The following is a 4925-nucleotide window of genomic DNA, read 5'->3' as shown; positions in this document are numbered from 1 at the left end:
CCCGCAAGCCCCACCGTGCCCGCCACGCCCCACGCTGCCCACGGCCCGGGGCGCCCGCTCCAGCCGGGCTGACGGGCGGCGCCTGGCCAGGGTCGCGAGGCCGTCGCGGTCATCGTGCCCCACACGAGCAGCCCCCGGCCCCCCGGCCGACCGACCCGACAAAACGCTGCGACCTGCTGTCGGTGCCGTGCCCACCACCAGCGACCCACGCCCCGCACCCCGACCTTCGACCCGGCTGACAGATCCCGACCCGGCCCCCTCATGCGGCCACGGCCTCCATGCCCTCCCCGAGCAGTCCCTGACCCTCCCAGCCCCTGACCCGCGCGCCCCGCCAATCACCCGCGCCGTCCCCTCCCGGCATGGCACGATTTCGCACGTGGGTACCAGCAAGGGCGACGCACCTCAGCATCTGCGTGATCTCGCGCGGCTGCGGCGGGTCCGGGATCGGATCGACCGGGAGTACGCGCAGCCCCTGGACGTCGAGGCGCTCGCTCGCGGGGCGCACATGTCGGCCGGGCATCTCAGCCGTGAGTTCCGGCGTGCCTACGGTGAGTCGCCGTACAGCTACCTCATGACGCGCCGCATCGAGCGTGCCATGGCGCTGCTGCGCCGCGACGACCTCAGCGTCACCGAGGTCTGCTTCGAGGTCGGCTGCTCGTCGCTCGGCACGTTCAGCACCCGTTTCACCGAGCTCGTCGGCATGCCGCCCAGCGTCTACCGGCGGGAGGCGGCCCGCGCGACGGCCGGACTGCCGTCCTGTGTCGCCAAGCAGGTCACCAGACCCGTCAGAAATCGAGAAGCGCCGCCCCTGACCCCTGACTAGCGTGACGGTCATGGACCCCGCCGAGCCGTTCGAGAACCGTCCCAGGAGCCAGAAGATGACCAGGGCACAGACGACGCACCCCCAGTCGCCCGCCTCGCACACCGCCGACAGCCACGATCTGATCCGTGTGCACGGCGCGCGGGAGAACAACCTCAAGGACGTCAGCGTCGAACTGCCCAAACGCCGGCTCACCGTGTTCACCGGCGTGTCCGGCTCCGGCAAGAGCTCCCTGGTGTTCGACACCATCGCCGCCGAGTCGCAGCGGCTGATCAACGAGACGTACCCCGCCTTCGTGCAGGGGTTCATGCCCAACCTGGCCCGGCCGGACGTCGACGTCCTCGACGGTCTCACCACCGCGATCACCGTCGACCAGCAGCGCATGGGCGGCGACCCGCGCTCCACCGTCGGCACCGCCACCGACGCCAACGCCATGCTGCGCATCCTGTTCAGCCGGCTCGGCGCCCCGCACATCGGCGGCCCCGGCGCCTTCTCCTTCAACGTGCCCACGGTCAAGGCCGCCGGCGCGATCACCGTCGGCAGCGGCAAGAAGGAGAAGGTCACCTTCACCCGCACCGGCGGCATGTGCCCCCACTGCGAGGGCCGCGGCAAGGTCTCCGACATCGACCTCACCCAGCTCTACGACGACTCCAAGTCCATCGCCGAGGGCGCGTTCACCATCCCCGGCTGGAAGTCGGACAACGTGTGGACCGTCGGCCTCTACGCCGAGTCCGGCTTCCTCGACCCGAACAAGCCGATCCGCGAGTTCACCGAGCAGGAGATGGAGGACTTCCTCCATCGCGAGCCCACCAAGGTGAAGGTCAACGGGGTCAACCTGACCTACGAGGGCCTCATCCCCAAGATCCAGAAGTCCTTCCTGTCCAAGGACAAGGAGGCGATGCAGCCGCACATCAGGGCCTTCGTGGAGCGGGCGGTCACCTTCACCGACTGCCCCGAGTGCGACGGCACCCGGCTCAGCGAGGCGGCCCGGTCCTCGAAGATCAAGGGCATCAACATCGCGGACGCCTGCCGCATGGAGATCCGCGACCTGGCCGCCTGGGTGCGCGAGCTCGACGAGCCGTCCGTCGCCCCGCTCCTCACGGCGCTGCAGGGCACCCTCGACTCCTTCGAGGAGATCGGCCTCGGCTATCTCGCCCTGGACCGCCCGGCGGGCACCCTGTCCGGCGGCGAGGCCCAGCGCGTGAAGATGATCCGCCACCTCGGCTCCTCCCTCACCGACGTCACCTACGTCTTCGACGAGCCGACCATCGGCCTGCACCCGCACGACATCCAGCGGATGAACGACCTGCTGCTGCGGCTGCGCGACAAGGGCAACACCGTGCTCGTCGTGGAGCACAAGCCGGAGGCCATCGCCATCGCCGACCACGTGGTCGACCTCGGCCCCGGCGCCGGCACCGAGGGCGGCACCGTCTGCTTCGAAGGCACCGTCGAGGAGCTGCGCAAGAGCGGAACCGTCACCGGCCGGCACCTCGACGACCGGGCGAAACTGAAGGACTCGGTGCGCACGCCGACCGGCAAGCTGGCCATCCGCGGCGCCTCGAAGAACAACCTGCGGAACGTGGACGTCGACATCCCGCTCGGCGTGCTCACGGTCGTCACCGGCGTCGCCGGCTCCGGCAAGAGCTCGCTCATCCACGGTTCGATCCCCTCGGACGAGGGTGTCGTGTCCGTCGACCAGAGTCCGATCCGCGGCTCGCGGCGCAGCAACCCGGCGACGTACACCGGGCTGCTCGACCCGATCCGCAAGGCCTTCGCGAAGGCCAACGGAGTCAAGCCGGCGCTGTTCAGCGCCAACTCCGAGGGCGCCTGCCCCACCTGCAACGGCGCCGGGGTCATCTACACCGAGCTCGGGATCATGGCCAGCGTGTCCTCGCCCTGCGAGGACTGCGAGGGCAAGCGGTTCATGGCCGAGGTGCTGGAGTACCGCTTCGGCGGGCGGGACATCAGCGAGGTGCTCGGGATGTCGGTGAGCGAGGCGGAGGAGTTCTTCCGCGAGGGTGAGTCACGCCTGCCCGCCGCACACAGGATCGTCGAGCGGCTGGTGGACGTCGGGCTCGGCTACCTGACCCTCGGCCAGCCGCTCACCACGCTCTCGGGCGGCGAGCGGCAGCGGCTCAAGCTCGCCACGCACATGGGCGACAAGGGCGGCGTCTACGTCCTCGACGAGCCGACCACCGGTCTGCACCTGGCCGACGTGGAGCAACTGCTCGGCTTGCTCGACCGGCTGGTGGACGCCGGCAAGTCGGTCATCGTCATCGAGCACCACCAGGCGGTCATGGCGCACGCCGACTGGATCATCGACCTCGGCCCCGGCGCGGGCCACGACGGCGGCCGGATCGTCTTCGAAGGCACGCCGGCCGACCTCGTCGCCTGCCGCTCCACCCTGACCGGCGAGCACCTCGCGGACTACGTCGGCACCTGACGCGAGGAGGTCTCGCCCGGGGCGGTCTTCCTCACTCCCGGGGCGGCCTCCTCCGGGCGCCGGGAGGTCTCCTCCTGACCGGGGGAGGCCGCCTCCGGCTCGTACTGATCGCACTGCGGATTGTGACAGGGCCCCGCTGTCCACAGCGGGACGTAGACGCCCATCGTCTTGTGGCGCTCCACCACGGTCTCGACGGGCTGTTTGCATGACGGGCAGACCTGACCGGCGGGCAGCGTCACCCGGTGTTTCCGCTCGCGGTTCATGAACGGGATTTTACTCTCCCTTTAATGCTTTTCGGGAGAGTCGTCCGGCTCGGAAATATCGGGTGCACGGATTTTCTCGGCGATCTCCGAGGGCGGGGGCCGCAGCAGACTCAGGGCGATGGAGACGGCCAGCACGATCACGATCACGGAGAGGCTCAGCCAGGAGGGCACCTCCGGAATGGCCGGGCTGATCAGTTTGTGGGAAGCCTGGAGCATGAGCTTGACCGCGATGAAGGAAAGGATCAGCGCCAGACCCTTGCTCAGATAGTGGAAGCGGTCGAGCAGCCCGGCCAGCAGGAAATACAGCGCACGCAGTCCGAGAATCGCGAAGGCGTTGCTGGTGTAGACGATGAAGGCGTCGCTGCTGACGGCCAGCACGGCGGGCACGCTGTCGACGGCGAACACCAGGTCGGCGGCCTCGATCGCGGCGACCACGGCGAGCAGCGGCGTGGCCACCCGTTTCCCGGCCTCCTTGATGAAGAAATGCGTCCCCGCGTACTCCTCCCGTACGGGAACGACCTTGCGCAGCAGCCGTACGGCGATGCTCCTGCCGGGGTCGAAACTGTCTTCCTCCTCCTTGAGGATTTTGTACGTGCTGTAGAAGAGGATCGCGGCGAACACGAACAGCACGGCGGTGAAACGGCTGACCACCGCAACGCCGGCCGCGAGGAACACCCCGCGGAAGACCAGGGCGCCGAGCACGCCGAGGAACAGCACTCGGTGCTGATAGGCGCGCGGCACCTTGAAGTAGGCGAAGATCAGGGCGAAGACGAAGAGGTTGTCGACGGAGAGGCTTTTCTCCAGCAGCCAGGCGGTGGTGTATTCCACGCCCGGTCTCGTGCCCACCACGAGAAAGACGACGGCGCCGAAGAGCACCGCCAGTCCCACCCACACGCCGCTCCAGGCGGCGGCCTCACGAAACCCGATGACATGCGCCTGCCGGTGCGCGAGCAGATCCACCGCCAACGACACCAGCACGGTGACGGCGAACACCATCCACAGCCACACCGGCACGTCGTACACGGGCCCACCCCCTCACGTCGGGATCGACCGGGAGGCCTCTTTCGAGTCTGGGCCATCCCACGGCCCCTTGTCTCTCCGGCGGCGTGACGAGTTCGCAGCAGGCCGGTACCGCCCCTGGCGGGACGGTCACCGGCTCGCCGGTGTCAGGTAGTCGCCGAACCATCCGGCGGCGGCCTCGGCCACCTGCTGCAGGGCACCCGGCTCCGGGAACAGGTGGGTCGCCCCCGGCACCACATGGATCTCGTGCTTCACCGGCAGCCGGCCGGCGGCTTTGCGGTTGAGGTCCAGCACCGACTCGTCGCTGCCGCCCACGATGAGCAGCACCGGCGCCGCGACCAGTTCGAGTGCCTCCTCGGCCAGATCGGGGCGCCCGCCC

The 4925-nt window shown here is 69.3% G+C and carries 4 protein-coding genes and 1 pseudogene; 2 read left to right on the top strand and 3 right to left on the bottom strand.

Translation table 11 applies throughout. The features are described 5' to 3' along the window. Nucleotides 1-376 precede the first annotated feature (376 nt). Nucleotides 377-823, top strand: coding sequence for a helix-turn-helix transcriptional regulator (locus N4P33_RS32765; RefSeq protein ID WP_260830573.1), 447 nt, complete (start codon nucleotides 377-379; stop codon nucleotides 821-823). Between the two features lie 55 nt (nucleotides 824-878). Continuing rightward, complete coding sequence (locus N4P33_RS32760) at nucleotides 879-3263, top strand: excinuclease ABC subunit UvrA (RefSeq protein WP_260830572.1); 2385 nt, start codon at nucleotides 879-881, stop codon at nucleotides 3261-3263. Here the strand turns inward: N4P33_RS32760 and N4P33_RS32755 are convergent. From N4P33_RS32755 to N4P33_RS32745, 3 genes and pseudogenes are all read right to left on the bottom strand, one after another. After that, on the bottom strand, nucleotides 3248-3526 hold the full coding sequence (locus tag N4P33_RS32755) for a hypothetical protein (protein ID WP_260830571.1): 279 nt from the start codon (nucleotides 3524-3526) through the stop codon (nucleotides 3248-3250). The two genes, N4P33_RS32760 and N4P33_RS32755, sit on opposite strands and share 16 nt — an antisense overlap. A 21-nt stretch (nucleotides 3527-3547) precedes the next feature. Then, entirely contained in the window at nucleotides 3548-4549 is a 1002-nt protein-coding gene (locus N4P33_RS32750; RefSeq protein WP_260830570.1) for a TerC family protein, read from the bottom strand. A 126-nt stretch (nucleotides 4550-4675) separates the two neighbouring features. Beyond that, nucleotides 4676-4925 (bottom strand): annotated as a pseudogene (locus tag N4P33_RS32745) (dienelactone hydrolase family protein); the annotation flags it as partial.

This window comes from Streptomyces sp. 15-116A (assembly GCF_025290915.1).
Taxonomy (GTDB): domain Bacteria; phylum Actinomycetota; class Actinomycetes; order Streptomycetales; family Streptomycetaceae; genus Streptomyces.
The sequence above is the reverse complement of the archived record's forward strand: the minus strand, read 5'-3'. Positions and strand labels throughout refer to the sequence as shown.

Excerpts from the sequence above, each read along its gene's own strand:
- N4P33_RS32760 (WP_260830572.1), top strand. The coding sequence starts at position 879 with ATGACCAGGGCACAGACGACGCACCCCCAGTCGCCCGCCTCGCACACC.
- N4P33_RS32755 (WP_260830571.1), bottom strand. The coding sequence starts at position 3,526 with ATGAACCGCGAGCGGAAACACCGGGTGACGCTGCCCGCCGGTCAGGTC.